We start from the raw sequence: 23,784 nt of genomic DNA, 5'->3' as shown, positions 1-23,784 counted from the left end.
GGCTACGACTCCTTAAAGACTGTTGATCAGTGTGCTGAAGATTTCCTGCGCAGCCTTGATGATCTGCGAAGAGGCGGTGTAGTACTGCTGATATTTGACCAGGTTGCCGGTTTCCTCATCGAGGTCGACACCGGACAACGAGTCGCGAGCACCTTTGGCGTTGGCCAGGATGGCCCCGGTTGCGGCACTGTCGAGCTTGCCCTGAGCGGCTTTGGCGCCCACGCCTTCGACTAGTTTGCCGTAGGCGTCAGTCAGGGAAATGCCTTTGCTGGCGCTCCCGGTATCGACGACCTGCTTGGTTTGCAAACCGGCCAGTGCGGTGCCGTTGCGGTTGTCCATGGTGCCTGGCTGCGCGACGTTGATGTCGATCGCGCTGCCATTACCTGGCGAACCGGCCACGGTCATGTCGAAGGTCGCGGTACGCTGCACGGCGGGCGGGCCCGGATCCATGATCGGCGCACCCAACGCATCCTTGAGCGGCACGCTCAGGCTCAGGGTGTTGTTCTGGTTTGGTTTGATAGTGCCACTGCTGATCATGACGCCCTTGGCATCCAGCAATTGGTAAGTCTGGCTGGTACCACCGGCACTGGTTGCACCGAACACCACCTTGACTGGCATCGAAGTCTTGATGCCGTTCTGGATCACCGTGGTGGTGGCGGCATCGTAAATATCAAACTTAGTGGTCAGGGTCGGTTGACCGCTGGCCGGAATCGTCAAGGTGCCGCTGCCGCCCGGCACAATAGCCGCGCTCAACGGAGCCGCGATGGCCAGGCGCTTGCTATCGGTCATCTCGGTCTTGATGTTCGCCGCCGCGTTGCGGGTCGGAGTGATCTTGAACGTGTCGCCAGCCGCGGCGGTGCCGCCGGAAAGCGTCAGCGAGAAACCATCGATCACTGGCGGCGGCGTGGTCAGGGTGCTGAAGGCGCCCATGGACGTGCCCTCCGGCAGACGCTGCACGGTGTAGTTGGTGCCGCTGGTGAAAGTGACCTTGTAATCGTTGATGGTCAGCTTGCCGCTGTCTTCGATGCTCACATCGAAGTTACCCGAACCGACGCTGTTGCCGACCGTAGCGACGCTGCGCTGGGCCATCTGCGCGGCACTGTTGATGCTGTTGAACAGGTTCGAGCCGAACGCACCGTTCTTGTCGATGCCCTGGGCCTGGAGGCTGTTCATCTGATCGGCGACAACCAGAGCCACGCGGCCCAGTTCGTTCATCGCCGGGTCCAGCACGGTGTTGCGATAACGCAGCAGGCCACCCATTTCACCACCGGTCATCACCGAGGTGATGTCGATGGTACTGCCGTTGCGATCGAGCTGAATGCCCATGCGCGAAGGATCGTTCTGGCTCGGCACCACGGACAGGGTGCTGGCGGTGCCGCCAATGACCAGCGGCTGGCCGCTGCCCAGATAAACGTCGAGGTTACCGTCGCGCTCGATGACCTGCGCACCGGTGAAGGTGGAGAGCTGACGCACGGTTTCGTTACGCGCATCGAGCAGCTCGTTCGGCATGCCGCCGGACTTGGAAACCTCGGAGATTTTCTGGTTCAACTGCGCCACGGTAGCAGCGAGTTTGTTGACCTGATCGGCCATGTTCGTCAGGTTGCCGTTGATGCTCGCGTTTTGCTGGGTCAACTGGCTGGACACTGAGTTGAAACGATTGCTCAAGGCCTGGGCGTCGCTGAGCAGCAGTTGACGCGACGCGTCGTCACCCGGCTTGGCGTTGACGTTCTGCACCGAGGCGAAGAACTTGGTCAGGGCGCCATTGAGGCCGGTGCCGCTGTCCGAGAGTAAGGCGTCGAGCGGGCTGACCTGCCCGGCATAAGCGGCCGCATCGCTGTTGAGCGATGTGGTGGTCTGCAATTGCGCATCGAGGTAGCTGTTGTAGACGCGGCGTACATCGGCAAGGGTCGTACCGGTGCCGATGTAAACATTGCCGAACTGATTCGAGGCCTTGGTGCCCTGCACGGTTTGCTGGCGTGAATAACCGGCGGTGTCGGCGTTGGCAATGTTATTGCCGGTAGTCATCAACGAGGATTGGCCAGCGGCCAGACCCGACATCCCGATATTGAGCAAACTCATGGTTCAGACCTTATGCCTTGTGCCTATAGAGGCGTAGTGGAAGCGCCCGCCGCAGCGTAGTTTTGGTAACTCGTCATCTGCTTGGCTATCTGCGAAATTTTGCTTGCGTAGGCCGGGTCGGTTGCATACCCGGCTTTCTGCAGTTCGCGTACAAACTGTTCTGGGTTATCGGCAGACTTCACAACATCTTGATAGCGATTATTGGTTTGCAGCAAAGTCACCAGGTCATGGAAGCTGTCTTTGTATGAATCGTAGGAACGGAACTCGGCCGTCTCCTTGACCATCTCGCCATTCCTGAATTCGCTGGTGATCGCTCGCGCCGATTCACCCTTCCAACTGCTGCTGGCCTTGATGCCGAACAGGTTGTGACTGCTGCTGCCATCCTGGGCACGCATGACCGATTTGCCCCAGCCTGTTTCGAGGGCAGCCTGGGCCACCAGGTAACGCGGATCGACGCCGATACGGTCGGCGGCTTCCTTGGCCATCGGCAACATGGTGTTGACGAATTCGTCGGCGGAGCTGAAGGCTTTCTTCGGTGGCGCCAGCGGAATCTGCGCCATCGCACGGCCGTAAACCTGCAGGCGTCCGCTCGACTTGTTATCGGTTGGCGAGGGCAGCCAGTCGCCATTGAACAGCGGGCCGGCACCCGTCACAACCGGCGTCGCGGCACGTTCGGGCAGCAAGGTTTTGTTCGGAGTTGTCGCGGCGGTCGTCGCTGCCGAAGGCACCAGACCGGCGAGCAAACGATCGGCCAGTTTCGGCGGCAAGGCCAGACGGCGCTGATTGATCAGCTCCATGTCGTTGTGATGGGTGCCCTCGCCTGTCGGCGCTTTTACCGAGCGCGAGGCCCACAACGGACGCTGACCATTGAGGCGAGACAGCGGACCGTCAGTGGCCACAGTGCCCGCGGCAACCGGTGTCGGCACGGCCGCTTTCGCCGCCTCCTGCTTGGCGGCGGACAAGGCCGCAGCCTCGCCTGGCGCCAGCGGTTTGTTCTTCGACATCTGGCGCATCAGCACGTCCGCCAGACCAATACCGCCGCCCTCGCGGGACATGGAAACGGCCAGCTGCTGGTCGTACATTTCCTGGTATTGCTTGGCCGCCGGAGTATTGAGCGGGTTGTCCTTGCCCAGCGCTTCGGTGGCCGAGCGCATGGACTTGAGCATTTCACCGAGGAACAGCGACTCGAATTCCTGCGCCACCTTGCGCATGTTCGCGTCGCTGTCCTTGTCGCCGACCTTGAGCTGGTTCAAACGATTCAAGTCCGAATAGGACCCCGAATCGTTGCTGCTGACACCCAGACCGCCCTTGCGCATATCCATGGTCGCTGTCCTCAGATCACGATCAGGTCGGCTTGCAACGCGCCGGCCTGCTTCAGTGCTTCAAGGATCGCCATCAAGTCACCCGGTGCCGCGCCGACCTGGTTCACCGCCCGCACGATTTCGTCGAGGGTGGTGCCCGGGCCGAACTTGAACATCGGCTTGGCTTCTTGCTGAGCGTTGACTCGCGAGCGCGGCACGACGGCGGTCTGGCCATTGGACAGAGGGCCGGGCTGGCTGACAATCGGGTCTTCGGTAATGGTCACCGTCAGGCTGCCGTGAGTGACGGCAGCGGGTGAAACCTTGACGTTCTGGCCGATCACGATGGTGCCGGTGCGCGAGTTGATGATGACTTTCGCCACCGCCTGGCCCGGGTCGACTTCAAGGTTCTCGAGGATCGACAGATAGTCGACGCGCTGACTTGGATCGAGCGGCGCGCTGACCCGAATCGAACCGCCGTCGATGGCCTGGGCAACGCCAGGGCCGAGCATGTCGTTGATCTTGTCGACGATGCGCTTGGCGGTGGTGAAGTCCGAACGGTTGAGGTTCAGGGTCAGGCTGTTGCCCTGGTTGAAACCGCTCGGCACCGAACGCTCGACCGAGGCACCGCCAGGGATGCGACCAGCCGACGGAACGTTGACGGTGATCTTCGAACCGTCGCGACCTTCCGCATCAAAACCACCGACCACCAGGTTGCCTTGGGCGATCGCGTAGACGTTGCCGTCGATACCCTTGAGCGGCGTCAGCAGCAAGGTCCCGCCGCGCAGGCTCTTGGAGTTACCGATAGAAGCAACGGTGATGTCGACCTGTTGACCCGGTTTGGCAAACGCCGGCAAATCAGCACTGATCGACACGGCGGCGACGTTCTTCAACTGCACGTTGCCCGAACCCGGCGGCACCTTGATGCCGAACTGCGAGAGCATGTTGTTGAAGGTCTGCAGAGTGAACGGGGTTTGCGTCGTCTGGTCGCCGGTGCCGTTAAGCCCGACCACCAGGCCGTAGCCGATCAATTGGTTGGAACGCACGCCGGAAATGCTGGCGATATCCTTCAGCCGCTCGGCTTGCGCGTTGAACGCAGCCGAGAGCATCAAGGCGGCCATCATCAAATGCTTGAAATTCAACGTAGCCACCTAGAAAGGGAACAGCGGGCTGAGGAAGAAACGGTCGAACCAGCCTGGCTGACTCGCATCGGCAAACGCACCGGTGCCCGAGTAGGTAATGCGTGCATCGGCGACACGGGTCGACGACACGGTGTTGTCGGTGGCGATGTCATCGGCGCGCACCATGCCGGCAATCCGCACCAGCTCATCGCCGGTGTTGAGCGTCAGCCACTTCTCGCCGCGCACGGCGATGATGCCGTTGGGCAGCACGTCAGCGACGGTCACGGTGATAGAGCCGGTCAGGCTGTTGCTCTGCCCGGATTTGCTGTCGCCCTTGGTCGCACGGTCGCCGCTGTAGCCGACGTCCAGGCTCAAGTCGCCACTGCCAATCGGGTCATTGGTGTTCAGACCGCCGCCAAAGAACGAGCTCAGGCCGATGTCGGTCTTGCTGTTCTTGCCGATTTGCGAGTTGGCGTTCTTGCTGGCCTGAGTGCGTTCGTTCAGGGTGATGGTGATGATGTCACCGACCCGGAACGCCTTGCGGTCGCTGTACAGGTTCTGTTCAAAACCGGCCTGATAGATCGAGCCGTTGTTGGCGGCAGCCGGCAACGGCGTGCGCGGCAACACCGGAGCGTAGTAAGGGTCATTGGGCTTGGGCGGCGGAGCGACGCAGCCCGCGAGCACGACAACCCCACTCAGTGCCAGAACAGATACAAAGCGATTCATGACCCTACCTCACGGTGTTGCAGGCGACCTCATGGTCACCTCATAGACTGATTACAGATTCTGCGTTACGAACGAGAGCATCTGGTCGGCGGTGGAGATCACCTTGGAGTTCATCTCGTAAGCGCGCTGAGTGGTGATCATGTTGACCATCTCTTCAACGGTGCTGACGTTGGACGTTTCCAGGGTGTTCTGCAGCGTGGTACCGAAACCGTTCAGGCCCGGGGTGCCGATTTGCGGCGCGCCGCTGGCGGCGGTTTCCAGGAACAGGTTGTTACCCACGGCTTGCAGACCGGCCGGGTTGATGAAGTCGGCGGTTTGCAGGTTGCCGATCACCTGGTTGGCCGGGTTACCCGGAACGGTGATGGACACGGTGCCGTCGCGACCGACCGTGAAGGTCTGCGCGTCGTTCGGAATGACGATGGCCGGTTCCAGGGCGAAGCCACTGGCGTTGACGATCTGGCCGTTGGAATCGAGGTGGAACGTGCCGTCACGGGTGTAGGACGTGGTGCCGTCCGGCTGCAGGATCTGGAAGAAACCGCGACCGTCTACGGCCAAGTCGAGCGGTTGCTCGGTGGTTTGCAGGCTGCCGGCGGTGAAGTTTTTCTGAGTGCCGACGATGCGCACACCGGTACCCACTTGCAGACCCGACGGCAGTTCGCTGTCCTGGGTCGACTGAGCGCCTGGCTGGCGTTTGATCTGATAGAGCAAGTCCTGGAACTCGGCGCGGTCACGTTTGAAACCCGTGGTCGACACGTTCGCCAGGTTGTTGGAAATGGTCGTCAGGTTGGTGTCCTGGGCGGACAGACCTGTTTTGGCAACCCATAGAGCCGGAAGCATTCGATTCTCCTCGTGCGCCTGTTTTACGGCGCGACGTTCTGATAATTAGCTGATCTGCAAGACCCGAGCCATGGCCTGGTCATCGTCTTTGGCGGTGTTCATCATCTTGATGTGCAGCTCGAACTGCTTCGACAAAGCCAGCACCGAGGTCATCTCTTCCACGGCATTGACGTTGCTCGACTCAAGGAACCCGGACACCAGTTTGACGCCTGCATCGGCTTGCGCCGGCTTGCCGTCCTTGGTGTGGATCGAACCGTCCAGGCCTTTGGTCATGTTCTTCAGGTCAGGGTTGACCAGTTTGATGCGGTCGACTTCAGCCATCACGCGCGGGCCTTCGCCCATGGCGCGGATGCTGATGGTGCCGTCTTCGCCCACTTCGATTTTCTGCTCGGGCGGCACGGCGATCGGTCCGCCATTGCCCATCACCGGCATACCGTTGCCGGCACGCAGCACGCCCAGGGCGTCCACGTTCAGGCTGCCGGTGCGCACGTAGCTTTCAGCGCCATCGGGGGTCTGCACGGCGATCCAGCCATTGCCTTGCACCGCGACGTCGAGGTCGCGACCGGTTTCAACCAGCGAACCTGGAGAGAAGTCGGTGGCCGGACGCTCGGTCATGGCAAACGCACGCGCCGGAAAGCTGTCACCAAACACCGGCATCGAACGGGCCTGTTCCAGGTCCTTCTGAAAACCGTTGGTGGAGATGTTTGCCAGGTTGTTGGCATGAGCCTTCTGCGCCAGTGCATTCTGGCTGGCGCCGGTCATTGCCACATAAAGGTACTTATCCACACTCTTTCCTCTGCATGCCGGACGTTTGCCGCCCACCGCTGTACTGCTGAGCGATAAGCAATTTACAGACCAACTTTTTTCTGGCGGCGCGAGGCCCGGCAAACAAAGGACTTGAGGGGTTTTGCAGGGATTGGGGAAATGTATCGGAGACGAAAAACCGGCGGTGTTATGCCGTTTGGTGGCAAGTGCCGGCCATTGCAGCCAACAGATTCCCCTGTGGCGAAGGAGCTTGCTCCCGCTGGGCTGCGAAGCAGCCCCAAAAAGATTGGTCGAGGCCTGACAGGGAGGTCGCGCCGGATGGTTTTGCGGCCGCTTCGCGCCCGAGCGGGAGCAAGCTCTTATCAAACAAAAAATAACCCATTGTTTTTGCTCTTGAAAAATCATGCTGCTTTGACCAGTTGCATGCCTAGCTTGCGTGCTTTTCGCTCCAGAGCGCGCAGCTGTCGGCTGCGGCTTTTTTCTTCAAACTCTTCAATTCCCTTCTCAACATAGGGCTGCCCCTTCGTCAGCATGGCGTAGATCAGCCGCGCCAATTGGTGTGCGGTGGCTTTGATCGCGCAACTGGTGTCCATCCGCGTCAGGCGGGCGCGGTGGCTGGCGCCGATGAAACTTTTGTCCTGTCGCCCATTGGAAGCCGCTTGCTTAAGCGCTTGAGCTGCTCGATTAATGATTTTCGGTGCTTTCCCTGGAAGCGGTTTACCTCCTGATATCCGCGTAGGCGGTGCCACGCCCAGCCAGGAGCAAAAGTGCTGAGAGGTGGGAAAACGTGACAAATCCGGCCCCAATTCACTGGCTAATACCAGCGCCGTATCAATCCCGATGGTGGGGATAGCCGTCAGGTCCACACCCATTACCTTGTTCAATGCCCGGTGCAACGCTTGCTGTTGGTCGGTCGAGCGGTGCGGGCTGCGCAGCGGCTTGCCGGGTGCCACTGGTTCATGCTCAAGAACCGGTAGTCGCTCAAGTGCCTGGGCGATGGCCCGGTCACACTCGGCGATCTGGGTTTCCAGAAAGTCATGGCAGGCCAATTCCTGACTCAGAGCATGCAAGTGCTCGGCTCGCCAGTTGCCATGCAAACTGCGGGCAATGGTCGCCTGATCTGCCTTGATGCGCCCGTCTTTCATCGTTGCGAGTTGTTCAGGGTTACGCTCGCCGCCGACAATAGCCCGCAAAATCTTCAGGCCCGTCACCCCGGTGATATCGCTGATGACTTGGGCCAGCTGGATGTTCATCTGGCTCAAGGCTTTTTGCATGCGATTGATGGACTTGGCTTGATCGCAGACTTTATTGGCTCGCTGACGGACCAGAGAGCGCATTGAGCAGATTTCATCCGAAGGGCGAAACGCACCGCTGAGCAGGCCATGGGTCATGAGCTGCCAAATCCACTGGCAGTCGAGCACATCGGACTTGCGACCTGAGGTCTGCCGGGTGGCGCGCGAGTTGACGAGGTAAACCTCGAATCCGCGTGCATCCAGCACTTCGAAAAGGGGGATCCAGTAGACCCCCGTCGCCTCCATGGCCACCACGTTGATGTTCAGTGACTGGAGCCAGTCGGCCAAAGCAATCAAGTCGTCGGTGAAGGTGGAGAATTGACGAACAGGCGGATCACATCGCCCTGAATCCACGGCGACCCAGTGTTCGCGAAGGCCGACATCAATGCCGGCACAGTGATGATGGATAATCTCAAAACGCTTCTGGTTCTTGCGCGCCATGACAATTCCTCGCAGGATTGAACGACGCGCGCGGGGTACACGGTGGCGAACGGATTCACTCTCTTATACGAGGTCATGGCTTACGCCATGCCGTCAGCGACTCCACGCCGATACCGTGCAGGCCACTCTCCCTCTCGGGTGCTGTCACACCAGTGCTGGTTACGGCCTTTGCCCCGCGCGCGTTCTTCAAACTTTACGATGAACCTGTTTGCTGCGCGACAGCGCGGCGTCGAAGACGGCGCGGGGCCTCCCTCGCCACAATAAAGTTATTGCAGGTGCTTATGCGCCGGGGTCTTTACCGACTTCATACTCCCGCAACTTATTGGCGATCGTCGTATGGGAAACCCCCAACCGCTTGCCCAGCTGCCGACTGCTCGGATGCTCTGAATACAACCGCTCCAGCACCGCCTTCTCAAAGCGCCCGACAATCGCATCCAGCCCACCCTCGAGGGAGAAATCGCCAAGCGGCTGACGCATGCCGTAATCCGGCAAGCGAATGTGCTCAGCCTTCACGGTCCCGCCCTCGCAGAGGGAAACCGCCTGGAACAACACGTTCTCCAACTGCCGGACATTGCCCGGCCAATGGTAATGACTCAGCCGCTCCATGGCCGCGGGCGCCAGTTTCGGCAGCGGGCAACCGATCTGCCGGCTGGCCTGATCAAGGAAGTGCTCCACCAGCGGCGTCAAACCGTCGAGGCATTCACGCAGGGGCGGGATGTGCAGCGACAGCACGTTCAAGCGGTGATACAGATCCTGTCGAAACTCACCGCGCGCGCACAACTCGGACAAATCCACCTGCGTCGCGCAGATCACCCGCACATCCAGATAGACCTCTTCATCACTGCCCACACGACGGAAGCATCCGTCCTGCAGGAAGCGCAGCAATTTCACCTGCAAGCGCGGGCTCATTTCGCCGACGCCATCGAGAAACAGCGTACCGCCCGCCGTCAGTTCCAGCAGCCCGAGCTTGCCTTCGGCCCGCGCCCCTTCAAAAGCACCGGGGCCGTAACCGAACAGCTCGGTCTCGGCCATCGATTCCGGCAGACCGGCGCAGTTGAGTGCCATCAACGGCGATTGACCGCGAGGGCTCGCCAAGTGGCAGGCACGCGCCAACAACTCTTTACCGGTACCGGTTTCGCCTTCTATTAAGAGCGGCGCATCCAGCGGTGCCATGCGTCGGGCCTCGCGCACTACCGCCGCCATGACCTTGGAGCTTTGGAAAATGCTGTCGAACCCGCGCAACTCCTGTTTGCGCACGTTATAGATGCGCTCACCGACCCGATCCGCCCGGTGCAACGTCAACACCGCGCCGGCCATGGCTTCGCTGTCGTCATGCTCCGATTGCAGCGGTGCGATGTCGGCGAGAAACACATCGCCCTTGACCTTGACCCGCAAACCGTTGATTCGCGACTTGTTGGCGCGCACCAGTTCCGGCAGGTCGAAATCCTCGGCGTACCGCGACAGCGGAATCCCCGGCACCTCATCGACCCGCACCCCCAGCAACTGCGCCGCCGCACGGTTGGCCGCGACGATGGAGCCGCCCATGTCGATCGACAACACCGGAAACTCCAGGGCGCCGAGCAAGGCATTGAGTTCCATGTGCCGACGCTCGCTGGGCATCAGCCCTACACGCTTGACGCCAAATACCCCGGCGATCGACTCGAATTTCGGACGCAGCGCCTGGAACTGAATGTTGATCAGGTTCGGGCAATGCAGGTAGATCGCATTGCCATGCTCACCGCCGACCTCGCCGCGAGCGACGTTGATTCCGTACTCGACCAGCAAGTTGAGAATGTCGCGCAGGATGCCGATACGGTTCTGGCAGTGGACTTTGATACGCATATAAAGGCCCGAAAAAACGGTGAATGGGTTGTTGCCAAGCAAAGACCCTGTGGGAGCGGGCTTGCTCGCGAAAGCGTCGGCATATTGGACATTGATGTATCAGGCAGGCCGCCTTCGCGAGCAAGCCCGCTCCCACAGGAAATTACGGTGCGTCCAGAGGTTTTTTGCCAACGCGCTCAGATAGTCGTCAAGATTATGTGACACCTGTGCGCCGTTTCAAACCCGTAAATCTCAATAGCTGCGCCACAGGCGTCAATCCGTAACGAAAACTTTACGAAAAACACCGAATTCTCCTACACACACAACTGATCACCTGCTGCAACGCGGCACGCCTTGGGGTATTTCTAGGTCCATAGCAGCACATAACAAGAACGAAATCCCCTAGCAGGAGAGCAGCATGAAGCAGACGCAGTACGTGGCTCGCGAGCCCGATGCGCAAGGTTTTATCGACTACCCCGCTGAAGAACACGCGGTGTGGAACACGCTGATTACTCGTCAACTGAAAGTGATCGAGGGTCGTGCGTGCCAGGAATACCTGGACGGTATCGAAAAACTCGGTCTGCCCCACGACCGCATTCCGCAATTGGGCGAGATCAACAAAGTCCTCGGTGAAACCACGGGCTGGCAAGTGGCCCGGGTTCCGGCGCTGATCCCTTTCCAGACCTTTTTCGAATTGCTGGCCAACAAGCAGTTTCCGGTGGCGACCTTTATTCGTACCCGCGAAGAGCTGGACTATCTGCAAGAGCCGGACATTTTCCACGAGATCTTTGGCCACTGTCCGCTGCTGACCAACCCCTGGTTCGCGGAATTTACCCACACCTACGGCAAACTCGGCCTACAAGCCACCAAGGAAGAACGCGTGTACCTGGCGCGTCTGTACTGGATGACCATCGAGTTCGGCCTGGTCGATACACCAGAAGGCCTGCGCATTTACGGCGGCGGTATTCTCTCCTCGCCGAAAGAAACCGTTTACTGCCTGTCGGACGAACCAGAGCATCAGGCCTTCGATCCGCTGGAATGCATGCGCACGCCCTACCGCATCGACATCCTGCAGCCGCTGTACTTTGTCCTGCCGAACCTCAAGCGCCTGTTCGATGTGGCTCATGAAGACATCATGGCCATGGTCAAGCAAGGCATGCAGTTGGGTTTGCACGCGCCTAAATTTCCACCTAAAAAAGCCGCGTGATCCGCAGCTTTTAGAATCAAGTGAGCCTGTCAGGAACCGACGCTTTGGTTTAGCGTGGTGTCATTGACGGCCGATTTCCAATAATTCGATTTCAGGAACCCATCATGTCCACATTGAACCAAGCCCACTGCGAAGCCTGCCAAGCCGGTGCCCCGCAAGTCAGCGACGAAGAATTGCCGGTACTGATCAAGCAGATCCCGGACTGGAACATCGAAGTGCGCGACAGCGTGATGCAGCTGGAAAAAGTGTTCCTGTTCAAGAATTTCAAGCACGCCCTGGCATTTACCAACGCAGTCGGTGAAATTTCCGAGGCTGAAGGTCACCATCCAGGCCTGCTGACCGAGTGGGGCAAAGTCACCGTGACCTGGTGGAGCCACTCCATCAAGGGTCTGCACCGCAATGATTTCATCATGGCCGCTCGCACTGACGAAGTGGCCAAGGACGCCGAGGGCCGCAAATAATGCATTTCGACGCCATAGGTCGAGTTCCCGGAGACCCGATTCTCGGCCTGATGGAGGCCTATGCGCAGGACCCGAACCCGCGCAAATTCGACCTTGGCGTGGGCGTCTATAAAGATGCCCAGGGCCTGACGCCGATTCCCCAGTCCGTGAAGCTCGCCGAGCAGCGGCTGGTGGATCGTCAGACCACCAAGACCTACATCGGTGGTCACGGCGAACCGGCGTTCGGCAAGGCGATCAGTGAGCTGGTGCTCGGCGCCGACTCCCCGCTGATCGCCGAACAACGGGCCGGCGCCACCCAAACCCCGGGCGGCACCGGCGCGCTGCGTCTGAGCGCGGATTTCATTGCCCAGTGCCTGCCGGGCCGTGGCGTGTGGTTGAGCAACCCGACCTGGCCGATCCACGAGACCATCTTCGCGGCGGCCGGGGTCAAGGTCAGTCATTACCCCTACGTCGGCAGCGACAACCGCCTCGACGTTGAAGCCATGCTGGCAGTGCTCAAAGACGCGCCGAAGGGCGATGTGGTGTTGCTGCACGCCTGCTGCCACAACCCGACCGGTTTCGATCTGTCCCATGACGATTGGCGCCGCGTGCTGGACGTGGTGCGCAGCCGCGATCTGGTGCCACTGATTGACTTCGCGTACCAGGGTTTCGGCGATGGCCTGGAACAGGATGCGTGGTCGACGCGACTGTTCGCGGCCGAGTTGCCGGAGGTGCTGATCACCAGTTCCTGCTCGAAGAATTTCGGTTTGTACCGGGACCGCACCGGCGCATTGATTGTCTGTGCGAAAACCGCTGAGAAGCTGGTGGATATCCGCAGCCAACTGGCAAACATCGCTCGCAACCTGTGGTCGACGCCACCGGATCATGGTGCTGCCGTGGTCGCGACGATTCTTGGCGATCCCGAGCTGAAAAGCCTCTGGGCCGACGAGGTGGAAGCCATGCGTTTGCGCATCGCGCAATTGCGCAGCGGTCTGGTGGAAGCGCTTGAACCCCATGGTTTGCGCGAGCGTTTTGCGCATATCGGTGTGCAACGCGGGATGTTTTCCTACACCGGCCTGTCGCCGGAGCAAGTGAAACAACTGCGTGATCATCACAGCGTATACATGGTCGGCACCGGCCGGGCGAACGTGGCCGGGATCGATGCAACCCGCCTTGATCTGCTGGCCGAGGCCATCGCCGAAGTCTGCAAGTAACCTCAAGCCCTGCAAAGCGCCCCCTGTGGGAGCGAGCCTGCTCGCGATAGCGGTTAATCAGCCACATTGATGTTGAATGTGGCCGCCGCTATCGCGAGCAGGCTCGCTCCCACATTTGTTTTGTGGCGCTGCTACAGACCTGTCTAGACAACTCCATCCGTCGAAACAAATGGATATAAAAGTCTGTTTGTCATTTCTCCTGCTGTATCCTGCCCAAGCTTTTTAAAAGCGCGGATCTACCAGATCTATCAACAGACTTTGCGAGGAGCGCGAAACATGCACGAGATCCCTAATCTCCCCTTCCCAAGCCTGCACGAAACTGAGCAGACAACCACGCAACAAGCCGGTGCCCAACAGCCCGAGCCGAAAGAAGCCACTGAACGCCGCCAGGCCGACAGCGAAGACTGATACACCTGCAATGCCAGACCGTGTGGAAAGCGCTAACATGCGCTTTCCACACCGCCTGAACCGCCGAGCTCCACACCATGACCGACGAATTCAGCCCTACTTTTAATGAAGAGCAGCAAGCCAGCGTCCTGATCGGCACCGCCGAGAAGATGATCGAGATCTGGAATCGCCTGCCTCCCGAGAAACAAGCCGCGTTGCTCGCCCGTTTCGGCACCGAAGAAAACGCCCTGGCCGCTCTGGTCACGACCCAACTGGTTGCCCCGCAAAACCCTGAGTAACCCCCGCTCGGCAAATAGTTTTACTTTTCCACGCCCCACGGCCGTTCGCGCCGCTATCATAAGCAGCCTATCTATCCTGCTTTCCCGTGGACCTTTACCCATGTCTGAAAACCAGAGCCCCCTGGCGGTCACGCTGCAAGTCGTTTCCATCGTTCTCTTTACCTTCATCGGCTACCTGAACATCGGCATTCCCCTCGCCGTATTGCCCGGCTACGTCCACAGCGACCTCGGCTTCGGCGCCGTGATCGCCGGGCTGGTGATCAGCGTGCAATACCTGGCCACCCTGCTCAGCCGGCCGTACGCCGGCAAAATTATCGACAACAAGGGCAGCAAACTCGCGGTGATGTACGGTCTCGCCGGTTGCGGTTTGAGCGGCGTGTTCATGCTGGTTTCGGCCTGGACCCAGAGCCTGCCGATGCTGAGCCTGATCAGCCTGCTGATCGGCCGCCTGGTGCTTGGCAGCGCGGAAAGCCTGGTGGGTTCGGGCTCGATTGGTTGGGGCATCGGCCGGGTCGGCGCTGCGAACACCGCCAAAGTCATCTCCTGGAACGGCATTGCCAGTTATGGCGCGATCGCCATCGGCGCCCCGCTGGGGGTGTGGCTGGTCGGTGAGTTGGGGTTGTGGAGCATGGGCGTGAGCATCGTGCTGCTGGCCGTGCTGGGCCTGGCGCTCGCCTGGCCGAAAACCGCCGCGCCGATTGTCGTCGGTGAGCGGTTGCCCTTCATGCATGTGCTGGGTCGGGTACTGCCCCACGGCTGTGGCCTGGCGCTGGGCTCGATCGGATTCGGCACCATCGCTACTTTCATCACGCTGTATTACGCCACGCAACACTGGGACAACGCGGTGCTGTGCCTGAGCCTGTTCGGCGCCAGCTTCATCGGCGCACGACTGTTGTTCGGCAACCTGATCAACCGCCTCGGCGGCTTTCGCGTGGCGATTGCCTGCCTGTCGGTGGAAACCCTGGGGCTGTTGCTGCTGTGGCTGGCACCGGATGCTCATTGGGCCCTGGCCGGTGCGGCATTAAGCGGTTTCGGGTTTTCGCTGGTGTTTCCGGCGTTGGGCGTGGAAGCCGTCAACCTGGTGCCCGCCTCCAGTCGCGGTGCGGCGGTAGGGGCTTATTCGCTGTTCATTGATTTGTCGCTGGGAATTACCGGGCCACTGGCGGGTGCGATTGCTGCCGGGTTTGGCTTTGCCTCGATCTTCCTGTTTGCCGCCATTGCCGCATTGAGCGGTTTGGCACTGAGCATTTATCTGTACCGACAAGCGCCTAAGTATCGCGAAGAGCGCGACGCCCGCTAGAAGTCGATCTTGCCGCGCCCGGCCTTGATGCTGCCCCGCTTGGTCTTGGATTCCAGCCGACGCTTCTTCGAACCGAGGGTCGGCTTGGTCGGGCGGCGTTTCTTCTCGACTTTGGTGGCACTGAGGATCAACTCGACCAGCCGCTCCAGCGCATCGGCGCGATTGGCTTCCTGCGTGCGGTATTGCTGGGCCTTGATGATCAACACGCCTTCGCTGGTGATGCGACTGTCACGCAGTGCCAACAGCCGCTCCTTGTAGAACTCGGGCAAGGACGAGGCCGGAATGTCGAAGCGCAAGTGCATCGCGCTGGAGACCTTGTTGACGTTCTGCCCACCGGCGCCTTGCGCGCGGATGGCCGTCAACTCGATCTCGGTATCCGGTAGATGCACATTGTTGGAAATCACCAGCATGGAAAAAGCGCCCGTATTCAGAACGCGCAGGATACCGCGAATCAGATCCCCGGCACCGAAGATCCACTGTGGGAGCGGGCTTGCTCGCGAAATCGGTGTATCAGGCAATGTTGATGTCTACTGACACACCGCTTTCGCGAGCAAGCCCGCTCCCACAAGGATCAGCGCAATTCCACAGGGTTTGCGGCACGCACAAAAAACCCGGCACATTGGCCGGGTTTGTTGTATCTGCGTACGGCGCTTACTTCGCGTTTGCCGCCTGCAATGCATGCTGAGCGCTGCGCTTGTTCTTGATGCCGTAGCACATCCACATGAACGCGACCCACACCGGAATCGCATACACCGAGATCTGGATGCCCGGGATCAACAGCATCACGCCGAGAATGAACACCACGAACGCCAGGCAGATGTAGTTCCCATACGGGTACCAAAAGGCCTTGAACAGCGGCGTCTGATGGGTCTTGTTCATGTGCTGGCGGAACTTGAAGTGCGAGAAGCTGATCATCGCCCAGTTGATCACGAGGGTGGCAACCACGAGCGACATCAGCAGTTCCAGCGCGTTTTGCGGGATCAGGTAGTTCAGCAACACAGCGATCAATGTCACCGCTGCCGAAGCGAGGATCGAACGCACCGGTACGCCGCGCTTGTCGATCTTGGCCAAGGCTTTCGGCGCATCGCCCTGCTCGGCCATGCCCAGCAGCATGCGGCTGTTGCAGTAGGTGCCACTGTTGTACACCGACAGCGCCGCTGTCAGGACCACGAAGTTGAGGATGTGCGCGGCGGTGTCGCTGCCGAGCATCGAGAACACTTGCACGAACGGGCTACCGCTGTACGAATCACCCGACGCATTCAGGGTCGCCAACAGGCTGTCCCACGGCGTCAGCGACAACAGGATGACCAGCGCACCGATGTAGAAAATCAGGATCCGGTAGATCACCTGGTTGATGGCTTTCGGGATCACGGTTTTCGGCTTGTCGGCTTCGGCTGCGGTGAAGCCAAGCATTTCCAGGCCACCGAAGGAGAACATGATGATCGCCATGGCCATCACCAGACCGCTAACCCCGTTCGGGAAGAAGCCGCCGTGGGCCCACAGGTTGGTCACCGAGGCTTGCGGGCCGCCGTGGCCGCTGACCAGCAGATAGCTGCCGAGCGCGATCATGCCGACAATCGCCACGACCTTGATGATCGCGAACCAGAACTCGGCCTCGCCAAAGACTTTGACGTTGGCCAGGTTGATCAGGTTGATCAGGACGAAGAAGCCGGCGGCCGAGACCCAGGTCGGAATGTCCGGCGCCCAGTAGTGGATGTATTTGCCGACAGCGGTCAGCTCCGACATGCCCACCAGAATGTACAGGATCCAGCAGTTCCAGCCCGACAGGAAGCCGGCAAAACCGCCCCAGTATTTGTGGGCGAAGTGGCTGAAGGAACCGGCCACCGGCTCTTCGACAATCATTTCGCCAAGCTGGCGCATGATCATGAACGCAATGAAGCCGCAGATGGCGTAGCCGAGGATCATCGACGGGCCGGCAGATTTCAGTACGCCGGCCGAGCCGAGGAACAGCCCGGTACCGATCGCGCCACCGAGGGCGATCAGTTGAATATGGCGATTTTTCAGGCCGCGTTTCAGCTCGCCTGAATGCGAGTTTTGTCCACTCATGAAAAGGGTCTCACGCAAGGTTTGATGATGTTCGTTAGACGTTGCTGCTCGGTTGCGATTTCAAGCAGCGCCGATCAAACCCCAGCGAAGGCAAAAGGAGTTCAGCGTTTTTACAACGGTCATGCGTCACCTGTTTGTTTTTATCTGTGACGAAATCGAACCCGACACGCTTGTGGCGCGGCGGAGTGAACAAGGCGGATAGCCTTGAGGTTTGCGCAGATGCGCAGGAGGTCACAGTTAAAACGCGGCGCATTGTACACCTGTAACCCCCTGCTGCCAGACACCGCTGGATCAGCGTGTCGTTTGCCGGGATTGCCTGTGTCCGCCCCGAGGGTCTCGGGCGGCTGCAAAAACTGGGTCAGACCTTTGCAGGTCTTCGGCGGGGACGACGAACAAGTCGTCCTCGAGGGAGATGTGGAGATGAGTCACGGCGTTCATTGCGCCTCCTTCTTGTTATGCACCTGCACGACAGGCATGGAGCGCATCTCACCCGTCCCGCGCCTCTGAAACAAGCGGGCCAGAGCCCTTCATGACCGCGAACCAGCCAGTTGGCGGCAGGTTTTCCTTACACCCCTTCCGCAAGCGTCAATCCAAGGGCTTTGGGGCGTGATTCCGTCAACTTTTCTTTACATGCTGTAACGAACAATTTCCAAATCAGATCAATCTGTAGGACGACTGCAAATTGACGATAGGAAGCTTCCTAAGGAAAAGGTCGAGTTAGTTTTTTGTTTTTAATCGATAAAACTGCGCCTACAAAACAGAATAAAAAGTTTACGCCAAACTAATTTGATTATTTTTTTGCAATTTAAAACCCTCTGGACTAGGTTTTCAGCGACTTGCCGAAACGCATCGACCGGCAAGTTGGCACGATATTCAATGATTGAAAAACGCGCCGCTGCACTTACCGAAAAAGTCATCTAGGAGATTCACAATGCAAGCACTTGAAAAAGACTTGGACACTGAACTGCAACTGGACGATTGGTTTGAAGCGCCGACCCATGAAGCCGCCGTTGAAATGATGCAAGCCGACGCGGTTGTTCCGTTCGGCACGGCGATGTGGCCTCTGTAAGGCACCCAGGCAGGCACGATCCGGCCGGTTGTGCCTGCCACTTTTTCTCGGTTTGTCAGGGAGGACTACATGGATAAGCAACGCGCCATTTCGCATTTCCTTTACTACCTCGAACACCACCCTGCCGTTGCCGGCATCAACCCGGCAAAGGTCTTGCTCGGCCACACCGCTGATTACGAGGCACTGACCGGCGCCATCGCCGAACAGGCCGGTGACAGCCAGCCCTTCCGTTTCAGCGCGATGCGCCTGGACCTCGAACCGACCGAACGGCTGGCCCAGGCGATAGCCGAAAGCGATTTGTACATTTTCTTCTACGACTCTTCCACCCTGCCCAATCCTCGCCCCGACGGCCCGGAGTTTGTCCGCGCGCTGCAAGGTGTGATGGCCGAGAACTGGAAGAAGTCGCTGCTGTTCAAGGATTACGGCGATTACTTCTACGACACTTTCAGTGTCACCCCGCAGCGGATTGCCGGGTTGAACAGCCACTTGATCCAGCGCATGTCTCACGCGACAACGTTGAGTTTCAAAGATGATCATGGCTCGTGGTTTGAAACTCCGATGCATAGCATCAAGAGGTGGACGGATATCAACGGTGTCGGCAACTTTGATTTGGCGCCCGGTGAAATTGCCACGCACAGCGAAGCGATTAACGGCCAGGTGAAGTTCATGGGGACGTTCCTCAGCACCATTCCGTTTGCCCGCAAGTACGGGGTGCTCGATTCGCCGCTGGAGTTATGGATCGAGAACTCGACCATCCACAAGATCGCCACGGATGTGCCGGGGCTGGAACATGATTTCAACAAGTACCTGGAGGCCAATCCGTCGAACCGGCGCATTGAGGAGTTGGGGATCGGCACCAATGAAGGCGTGAAGGCGCTGTATGCGCGCAATGCCGGGTTCGAGGAGCGCCATTGCGGGCTGCATCTGGGGTTGGGTGGTGGGGCCAAGGGCAGCCATCATCTGGACCTGATCTTCTCCAGCGGGGTGTTGGCGCTGGATGATGAGCCGGTGTTTGATGGGCGGTTTGTGTTCTAGCGGCTGACGCCTTCGCGGGCAAGCCTCGCTCCTACAAGGGCGCCGCCGAACCAAGGAGCGAGGCTTGCCCGCGAAGGCGTCGGCAACAACACAACCTTACTTAAAGTCAGACGAAAAAAAACGCCAACCCGAAGGTTGGCGTTTTTTATGCGGCGCTTACCGATTATTCAGGCTTGCGACGGCCAAACCCCGGACGCTGGCCCGAACCCGCTGGCGCACCACGGCGTTTGCCCGATGGCGCATCCTTATCGACCAGAACAATGCCTGGGCGCTTCTTCGCCGGTGCCTTGGCCGGGCGCTTGGTGTCGGCCGGACGGTCTGCCACTGGCGTACCGCGACCGGCTGGAGCACCGCGATCACTGCGACCACCGCTTGGCGCACCACGGCCTTCGCCACGTTCAGTGCGACCATTGGCCGGACGCGGTGTGCGTGGACCGCGCTCGCCATCAGCACGAGGCGCTGCTGGTTTGCGGGCTGGACGCTCGCCTTCGATATGCGGTTCACGAGTATCACGTGGCGTAGCCGCTGTCTGGTTGCCGATGGCTGGACGCAACGAACGCACGCGCTCGGTCTTGCCCATTGGACGCGACGATTTACGCTGCATGCGGTCGAGCTTATCTTTGCTCTTGGCGTTCATCTGCGGCATGGCCACTGGGGTCAGGCCGACTTCAGCACTCAGAATGTCGACTTCGTACTGGCTCATTTCGCGCCAGCGACCCATCGGCAGGTCGGAGTTAAGGAACACCGGACCGAAACGCACGCGCTTCAGACGGCTGACCACCAGGCCCTGGGATTCCCACAGACGACGAACTTCGCGGTTGCGACCTTCCATCACCACGCAGTGGTACCAGTGGTTGAAACCTTCGCCACCTGGCGCTTGCTTGATGTCGGTGAACTTGGCCGGGCCGTCTTCGAGGACGACGCCTGCTTTCAGACGCTCGATCATCTCGTCATCGACTTCGCCACGAACACGTACCGCGTATTCACGGTCCATTTCGTAGGAAGGGTGCATCAGGCGGTTGGCCAGCTCACCGTCGGTGGTGAACATCAGCAGGCCGGTGGTGTTGATGTCCAGACGACCAATGTTGATCCAGCGACCTTCTTTCGGGCGCGGCATCTTGTCGAAAACGGTCGGACGGCCTTCCGGATCAAGGCGGGTGCAGATTTCACCGTCGGGCTTGTTGTACATGATCACGCGGCGTACCGACTCGGCGGCTTCTTCGCGCTTGATCACCTTGCCATCAATGGTGATGGCGTCGTGCATGTCGACGCGCTGCCCAAGGGTGGCGTCTTTGCCATTGACCTTGATGCGGCCGTGGCTGATCCAGGCTTCTACGTCACGGCGCGAGCCGACGCCGATACGGGCGAGGACTTTCTGCAGTTTTTCGCCTGCTGGGCCGATTTCCTGGTCGTCTTTCTGGTCGTTGATACTCATCTGGGCACCTCCCGGTGTGGTCTGTTCAGGCGGCCCTGAATTGAGCGTCCTGAAGCGATGTAAAACTGGGTACTTGGGCAAAGGGATCGCCAAAGGGTCGCGAATCATACGCTCATAGGAGCGTTCGCGCATCAGAGACTAGCTGATGATTGCCAGGTTATTTGTTTTTACGCCGAACGGCGCCGCCGAGTTTGATCAACCTGAGCGCCGACTCCGCGAGCACCGTGCGCTTGTCAGCCTTGTCGAGTTTCTTCCAGGCCCTGATCTCGCGTTTGCTGCGGCCGCAGCCGAGGCAGATGTCGTCGGTGAATGTGCAGACGCTGATGCACGGGTCTTTGGTAGAACTCATCAAATACTCCAGACAACACCACAAAACCATTGTGGGAGCGGGCTTGCTCGCGAAGAGGGAGTGTCAATCGACATCATGGTTGCCTGACCCACCGCTATCGCGAGCAGGCTCACTCCCACAAGGGGAATCGGCGTCCACAAGATCCGGGTCAGTCTTCGAATTCGCGGCGTTCGGCTTCGATCGCTTCGGCCAGGGCGCGGGCTTCGGCTTCTTCGTCGCTCAATTCGGGCTCGGATTTCGGCTGTTCGAGAGCGGCGACAGCAGCCAGGAGTTTCTCGCGCGCCTCGGCGACACCGAGCACGTCGTCTTCCAGTTCTTCTTCCGGCTCTTCTTCGACTGTGGCTTCTGGCTCGACGTGAAGTTCAACTTCGATTTCCGGCTCCGGCAGCTCCAGAACCTCATTGGAGCCAGTCGCCTCGCCGTCGCGCAGGATGTCATCAAAGTCGGTCTTGATCCCCTCCTCCATGGTGTCCAGCTCGAGCAACAGCGTATGAAAACTGGTCTCCTCTTTGGGCTCCTCCGGCTCGGCGCTGGCATCTGCCAGCTCCTGCAACCCAGCCGGCACCGGCGCATCGTCGAAATCGAGCACGGGATCTGGCTCCAGCTCACGCAAATCAGCCAGCGGCGGCAAATCGTCGAGGTTCTTCAGGTTGAAGTGATCGAGAAAAGCCTTGGTGGTGGCAAACATCGCCGGTTTGCCAGGCACGTCGCGGTACCCGACGATGCGAATCCACTCGCGCTCCAGCAGGGTCTTGACGATGTGACTGTTAACCGCCACGCCACGCACGTCTTCGATCTCGCCCCGGGTTATCGGCTGGCGATAAGCGATCAGAGCGATGGTTTCGAGCATGGCGCGGGAATAACGCTGCGGGCGCTCTTCCCACAAGCGGCCGACCCACGGCGAGAACTTTTCGCGGATCTGCAGGCGATACCCGGAAGCCACTTCCTTCAGCTCGAAGGCGCGACCGTCGCAGGACTTGGCCAGAATCGTCAGCGCTTTCTTGAAGACCGGCGGCTCCGGGCGTTCGCCCTCTTCGAAGAGTTCGAACAGGCGTTCAAGCGATTGCGGTTTTCCCGAGGCCAACAGAAAGGCTTCAAGCAATGGCGCCAGCTCGCGGGGTTCAGTCAGGTTCATGATTCAACTCGTTATTCGGCTCGGGCTCGCACGTGGATCGCCGCGAACGGCTCATTCTGCACCAGCTCAACCAAAGATTCCTTGACCAGTTCGAGGATCGCCATAAAGGTCACCACGACCCCCAGACGTCCTTCTTCAGCGGTGAACAGCTCGACAAAGGGCACGAAACCGCCGCCCTTGAGCCGCTCCAGCACATCGCTCATGCGTTCGCGGGTGGACAGCGCCTCGCGGCTGACCTGATGGCTTTCGAACATGTCGCCACGGCGCAGGACCTCGGCCATGGACAGCAGCAGCTCTGACAAGCGCACGTCCGGCAACAACTTGCGCGCCCTGGCTTCCGGGGCATCCAGTTTGGGCACCACCACGTCACGCCCGACGCGAGTCAAACCATCGATGCCTTCGGCTGCGGCCTTGAAGCGTTCGTATTCCTGCAAGCGGCGGATCAGTTCGGCGCGCGGGTCATCTTCTTCGTCTTCGATGGTTTCGGCCCGCGGCAACAGCATCCGCGACTTGATCTCGGCCAGCATCGCGGCCATCACCAGGTACTCGGCTGCCAGTTCCAGGCGCACCGACTGCATCAACTCGACATAGCCCATGTACTGGCGAGTGATTTCCGCCACGGGAATGTCGAGGATGTTGATGTTCTGTTTGCGGATCAGGTACAGCAACAGGTCGAGGGGGCCTTCGAAGGCTTCGAGAAACACCTCGAGCGCATCCGGCGGGATGTACAAGTCCAGCGGCATTTCCATGACCGCCTGGCCATAGACCATGGCGAAGGGCAGCTCTTGCTGGGCTCCGGCCTGACTGTCGACAACGGGTTCTACTGCAGACATCTACGCCTCGGCCATGAACGGCGCAGGGTCGCCGCAACCGACGCGGATCACTTCCGGCTCGCCGTCGGCGAGGTTGATCACGGTGGACGCCTTTATCCCACCGAATCCGCCATCGATGATCAGGTCGACCTGATGCTCAAGCAATTGGCGCATTTCGTGCGGATCGCTCATCGGGTCGGTGTCGCCGGGCATGATCAGCGTCACGCTCATCAAGGGCTCGCCGAGTTCTTCCAGCAGCGCCAAGGCAATCGGATGGCTTGGCACCCGCAGGCCGATGGTGCGTTTTTTCGGGTGCAACAACAGCCGCGGGACTTCGCGGGTGGCGTTGAGAATGAAGGTGTAAGGCCCCGGCAGGTGCGCCTTGAGCAAGCGGAAGGTGCCAGTGTCGATTTTGGCGAACACCCCCAGTTGCGACAAGTCGCTGCAGATCAGCGCGAAGTTGTGCTTTTCGTCCAGCCCACGCAAACGGCGCACGCGATCCACGGCATTCTTGTCGCCGATCTGGCAACCAATGGCGTAGGACGAGTCTGTGGGATAAATCACCACCCCGCCTTTACGGATGATCTCGACAGCCTGTTTGATCAGGCGCGCTTGCGGGTTTTCCGGATGAATCTGGAAAAATTGACTCACATTC

General features: G+C 59.7%; 23 protein-coding genes. 8 read left to right on the top strand and 15 right to left on the bottom strand.

All coding sequences use genetic code 11. The annotated features are described in order from the left end of the window. Positions 1 to 12: 12 nt before the first annotated feature. The 8 genes from flgK to ACA051_RS08645 form a co-directional block, all read right to left on the bottom strand. The gene (gene flgK / locus ACA051_RS08680) at positions 13 to 2,079 is read right to left on the bottom strand and encodes a flagellar hook-associated protein FlgK (RefSeq protein WP_497309157.1); all 2,067 of its coding nucleotides are present in this window, start codon (positions 2,077 to 2,079) and stop codon (positions 13 to 15) included. A gap of 23 nt (positions 2,080 to 2,102) precedes the next feature. Continuing rightward, positions 2,103 to 3,401, bottom strand: coding sequence for a flagellar assembly peptidoglycan hydrolase FlgJ (gene flgJ, locus ACA051_RS08675; RefSeq protein ID WP_497309155.1), 1,299 nt, complete (start codon positions 3,399 to 3,401; stop codon positions 2,103 to 2,105). A gap of 11 nt (positions 3,402 to 3,412) precedes the next feature. After that, the gene (locus tag ACA051_RS08670) at positions 3,413 to 4,501 is read right to left on the bottom strand and encodes a flagellar basal body P-ring protein FlgI (protein ID WP_497310555.1); all 1,089 of its coding nucleotides are present in this window, start codon (positions 4,499 to 4,501) and stop codon (positions 3,413 to 3,415) included. A 27-nt stretch (positions 4,502 to 4,528) separates the two neighbouring features. Continuing rightward, positions 4,529 to 5,224, bottom strand: a complete 696-nt coding sequence (gene flgH / locus ACA051_RS08665) for a flagellar basal body L-ring protein FlgH (protein ID WP_497309154.1) — start codon at positions 5,222 to 5,224, stop codon at positions 4,529 to 4,531. A gap of 51 nt (positions 5,225 to 5,275) precedes the next feature. After that, the gene (gene flgG, locus ACA051_RS08660; protein ID WP_219097700.1) at positions 5,276 to 6,061 is read right to left on the bottom strand and encodes a flagellar basal-body rod protein FlgG; all 786 of its coding nucleotides are present in this window, start codon (positions 6,059 to 6,061) and stop codon (positions 5,276 to 5,278) included. 45 nt (positions 6,062 to 6,106) lie between these two features. Further along, positions 6,107 to 6,847 (bottom strand): flagellar basal body rod protein FlgF, encoded by a 741-nt coding sequence (locus tag ACA051_RS08655; protein ID WP_497309152.1) that lies wholly within the window; start codon positions 6,845 to 6,847, stop codon positions 6,107 to 6,109. A gap of 380 nt (positions 6,848 to 7,227) precedes the next feature. Then, entirely contained in the window at positions 7,228 to 8,559 is a 1,332-nt protein-coding gene (locus ACA051_RS08650) for an IS110 family RNA-guided transposase (protein WP_497373144.1), read from the bottom strand. Between the two features lie 279 nt (positions 8,560 to 8,838). Then, positions 8,839 to 10,401 (bottom strand): sigma-54-dependent transcriptional regulator, encoded by a 1,563-nt coding sequence (locus tag ACA051_RS08645; protein WP_497374383.1) that lies wholly within the window; start codon positions 10,399 to 10,401, stop codon positions 8,839 to 8,841. A 397-nt stretch (positions 10,402 to 10,798) separates the two neighbouring features. On the opposite strand from ACA051_RS08645, the gene phhA reads away from it, so the two are divergent. From phhA to ACA051_RS08615, 6 genes are all read left to right on the top strand, one after another. Next, positions 10,799 to 11,587, top strand: coding sequence for a phenylalanine 4-monooxygenase (phhA, locus tag ACA051_RS08640; RefSeq protein WP_010457022.1), 789 nt, complete (start codon positions 10,799 to 10,801; stop codon positions 11,585 to 11,587). Between the two features lie 104 nt (positions 11,588 to 11,691). Continuing rightward, positions 11,692 to 12,048, top strand: a complete 357-nt coding sequence (locus ACA051_RS08635) for a 4a-hydroxytetrahydrobiopterin dehydratase (RefSeq protein WP_129442142.1) — start codon at positions 11,692 to 11,694, stop codon at positions 12,046 to 12,048. Next, the gene (locus ACA051_RS08630) at positions 12,048 to 13,241 is read left to right on the top strand and encodes an amino acid aminotransferase (protein ID WP_497309147.1); all 1,194 of its coding nucleotides are present in this window, start codon (positions 12,048 to 12,050) and stop codon (positions 13,239 to 13,241) included. The genes ACA051_RS08635 and ACA051_RS08630 overlap by 1 nt, the downstream gene beginning before the upstream one ends. 276 nt (positions 13,242 to 13,517) lie before the next feature. Then, positions 13,518 to 13,649, top strand: a complete 132-nt coding sequence (locus tag ACA051_RS08625) for a hypothetical protein (RefSeq protein WP_010461912.1) — start codon at positions 13,518 to 13,520, stop codon at positions 13,647 to 13,649. A gap of 77 nt (positions 13,650 to 13,726) precedes the next feature. Continuing rightward, the gene (locus ACA051_RS08620; protein WP_497309146.1) at positions 13,727 to 13,927 is read left to right on the top strand and encodes a hypothetical protein; all 201 of its coding nucleotides are present in this window, start codon (positions 13,727 to 13,729) and stop codon (positions 13,925 to 13,927) included. A 100-nt stretch (positions 13,928 to 14,027) separates the two neighbouring features. Beyond that, positions 14,028 to 15,227: an MFS transporter gene (locus ACA051_RS08615; protein WP_497374381.1), complete on the top strand. Its 1,200-nt coding sequence runs from the start codon at positions 14,028 to 14,030 to the stop codon at positions 15,225 to 15,227. On the opposite strand, the gene arfB is transcribed toward ACA051_RS08615, so the two are convergent. Both arfB and ACA051_RS08605 read right to left on the bottom strand, forming a co-directional pair. Further along, the gene (gene arfB / locus ACA051_RS08610; protein ID WP_497309142.1) at positions 15,224 to 15,637 is read right to left on the bottom strand and encodes an alternative ribosome rescue aminoacyl-tRNA hydrolase ArfB; all 414 of its coding nucleotides are present in this window, start codon (positions 15,635 to 15,637) and stop codon (positions 15,224 to 15,226) included. The two genes, ACA051_RS08615 and arfB, sit on opposite strands and share 4 nt — an antisense overlap. A gap of 241 nt (positions 15,638 to 15,878) precedes the next feature. Then, positions 15,879 to 17,294, bottom strand: a complete 1,416-nt coding sequence (locus ACA051_RS08605; RefSeq protein WP_497374379.1) for an amino acid permease — start codon at positions 17,292 to 17,294, stop codon at positions 15,879 to 15,881. Between the two features lie 931 nt (positions 17,295 to 18,225). On the opposite strand from ACA051_RS08605, the gene ACA051_RS08600 reads away from it, so the two are divergent. Both ACA051_RS08600 and ACA051_RS08595 read left to right on the top strand, forming a co-directional pair. Continuing rightward, positions 18,226 to 18,363 (top strand): hypothetical protein, encoded by a 138-nt coding sequence (locus ACA051_RS08600; RefSeq protein WP_167360483.1) that lies wholly within the window; start codon positions 18,226 to 18,228, stop codon positions 18,361 to 18,363. A 69-nt stretch (positions 18,364 to 18,432) separates the two neighbouring features. Further along, the gene (locus tag ACA051_RS08595) at positions 18,433 to 19,398 is read left to right on the top strand and encodes a M29 family metallopeptidase (protein WP_497309138.1); all 966 of its coding nucleotides are present in this window, start codon (positions 18,433 to 18,435) and stop codon (positions 19,396 to 19,398) included. A gap of 163 nt (positions 19,399 to 19,561) precedes the next feature. Here the strand turns inward: ACA051_RS08595 and rluB are convergent, their stop codons facing one another. The 5 genes from rluB to ACA051_RS08570 all read right to left on the bottom strand — a co-directional run bounded on the left by rluB (position 19,562) and on the right by ACA051_RS08570 (position 23,780). Continuing rightward, entirely contained in the window at positions 19,562 to 20,833 is a 1,272-nt protein-coding gene (gene rluB / locus ACA051_RS08590) for a 23S rRNA pseudouridine(2605) synthase RluB (protein WP_403099344.1), read from the bottom strand. A 157-nt stretch (positions 20,834 to 20,990) separates the two neighbouring features. After that, entirely contained in the window at positions 20,991 to 21,182 is a 192-nt protein-coding gene (locus ACA051_RS08585) for a DUF1289 domain-containing protein (protein WP_497309136.1), read from the bottom strand. 148 nt (positions 21,183 to 21,330) lie between these two features. Continuing rightward, complete coding sequence (scpB, locus tag ACA051_RS08580) at positions 21,331 to 22,317, bottom strand: SMC-Scp complex subunit ScpB (RefSeq protein WP_497374377.1); 987 nt, start codon at positions 22,315 to 22,317, stop codon at positions 21,331 to 21,333. Between the two features lie 11 nt (positions 22,318 to 22,328). Beyond that, a complete protein-coding gene (locus tag ACA051_RS08575; protein WP_497297987.1) occupies positions 22,329 to 23,150 on the bottom strand; it encodes a segregation and condensation protein A in 822 nt (273 codons plus the stop codon). Beyond that, entirely contained in the window at positions 23,151 to 23,780 is a 630-nt protein-coding gene (locus tag ACA051_RS08570) for an L-threonylcarbamoyladenylate synthase (protein WP_497309133.1), read from the bottom strand. It abuts the gene before it with no gap. Positions 23,781 to 23,784: the final 4 nt, after the last annotated feature.

The organism is Pseudomonas sp. LBUM1669, from assembly GCF_059695705.1.
This window is presented reverse-complemented; position numbering and strand designations above follow the sequence as displayed.

Excerpts from the sequence above, each read along its gene's own strand:
- ACA051_RS08585 (WP_497309136.1), bottom strand. The coding sequence starts at position 21,182 with ATGAGTTCTACCAAAGACCCGTGCATCAGCGTCTGCACATTCACCGAC.
- flgJ (WP_497309155.1), bottom strand. The coding sequence starts at position 3,401 with ATGGATATGCGCAAGGGCGGTCTGGGTGTCAGCAGCAACGATTCGGGG.
- flgH (WP_497309154.1), bottom strand. The coding sequence starts at position 5,224 with ATGAATCGCTTTGTATCTGTTCTGGCACTGAGTGGGGTTGTCGTGCTC.
- ACA051_RS08635 (WP_129442142.1), top strand. The coding sequence starts at position 11,692 with ATGTCCACATTGAACCAAGCCCACTGCGAAGCCTGCCAAGCCGGTGCC.
- ACA051_RS08620 (WP_497309146.1), top strand. The coding sequence starts at position 13,727 with ATGACCGACGAATTCAGCCCTACTTTTAATGAAGAGCAGCAAGCCAGC.
- flgK (WP_497309157.1), bottom strand. The coding sequence starts at position 2,079 with ATGAGTTTGCTCAATATCGGGATGTCGGGTCTGGCCGCTGGCCAATCC.
- arfB (WP_497309142.1), bottom strand. The coding sequence starts at position 15,637 with ATGCTGGTGATTTCCAACAATGTGCATCTACCGGATACCGAGATCGAG.
- ACA051_RS08650 (WP_497373144.1), bottom strand. The coding sequence starts at position 8,559 with ATGGCGCGCAAGAACCAGAAGCGTTTTGAGATTATCCATCATCACTGT.
- rluB (WP_403099344.1), bottom strand. The coding sequence starts at position 20,833 with ATGAGTATCAACGACCAGAAAGACGACCAGGAAATCGGCCCAGCAGGC.
- phhA (WP_010457022.1), top strand. The coding sequence starts at position 10,799 with ATGAAGCAGACGCAGTACGTGGCTCGCGAGCCCGATGCGCAAGGTTTT.
- ACA051_RS08595 (WP_497309138.1), top strand. The coding sequence starts at position 18,433 with ATGGATAAGCAACGCGCCATTTCGCATTTCCTTTACTACCTCGAACAC.
- ACA051_RS08600 (WP_167360483.1), top strand. The coding sequence starts at position 18,226 with ATGCAAGCACTTGAAAAAGACTTGGACACTGAACTGCAACTGGACGAT.
- ACA051_RS08670 (WP_497310555.1), bottom strand. The coding sequence starts at position 4,501 with ATGATGGCCGCCTTGATGCTCTCGGCTGCGTTCAACGCGCAAGCCGAG.
- scpB (WP_497374377.1), bottom strand. The coding sequence starts at position 22,317 with ATGAACCTGACTGAACCCCGCGAGCTGGCGCCATTGCTTGAAGCCTTT.
- flgG (WP_219097700.1), bottom strand. The coding sequence starts at position 6,061 with ATGCTTCCGGCTCTATGGGTTGCCAAAACAGGTCTGTCCGCCCAGGAC.
- ACA051_RS08630 (WP_497309147.1), top strand. The coding sequence starts at position 12,048 with ATGCATTTCGACGCCATAGGTCGAGTTCCCGGAGACCCGATTCTCGGC.
- ACA051_RS08645 (WP_497374383.1), bottom strand. The coding sequence starts at position 10,401 with ATGCGTATCAAAGTCCACTGCCAGAACCGTATCGGCATCCTGCGCGAC.
- ACA051_RS08615 (WP_497374381.1), top strand. The coding sequence starts at position 14,028 with ATGTCTGAAAACCAGAGCCCCCTGGCGGTCACGCTGCAAGTCGTTTCC.
- ACA051_RS08605 (WP_497374379.1), bottom strand. The coding sequence starts at position 17,294 with ATGAGTGGACAAAACTCGCATTCAGGCGAGCTGAAACGCGGCCTGAAA.
- ACA051_RS08575 (WP_497297987.1), bottom strand. The coding sequence starts at position 23,150 with ATGTCTGCAGTAGAACCCGTTGTCGACAGTCAGGCCGGAGCCCAGCAA.
- ACA051_RS08625 (WP_010461912.1), top strand. The coding sequence starts at position 13,518 with ATGCACGAGATCCCTAATCTCCCCTTCCCAAGCCTGCACGAAACTGAG.